Origin of the sequence: Sphingomonas sp. CCH9-F2, assembly GCF_001556735.1 — a bacterium.
Classification (GTDB): domain Bacteria; phylum Pseudomonadota; class Alphaproteobacteria; order Sphingomonadales; family Sphingomonadaceae; genus Sphingomonas; species Sphingomonas ginsenosidimutans.
On sequence record NZ_LSJO01000072.1, the window covers coordinates 1 to 235 of the forward strand.

At 72.3% G+C, this 235-nt stretch carries 1 pseudogene; it reads right to left on the bottom strand.

Annotated features, from left to right (window positions below):
* Positions 1–235 (bottom strand): annotated as a pseudogene (locus tag AX685_RS02160) (MFS transporter); the annotation flags it as partial.

Here is a 235-nt window from a genome sequence, read left to right on the forward strand (position 1 = left end):
CGCATAGGGCGCGGCCCAGAAACCGGCGGCATAGCTCATGAAGGCGTTGAGGCCGTAGCCGACGACGGTGCACAGGAACGCGGGTGTGCCGACGATCAGCGCGAAGGTCGGCGGATCGCGGTGGCGCAGCGCGCTGGCCCAGGAAAAGACCGCATAGACGCCGATGCCGACCGCCAGCCATTGCGGCAGCGGCTCGCCCGCCGCGACCAGCCCCGCGACCGCGGCGGCGACCAGC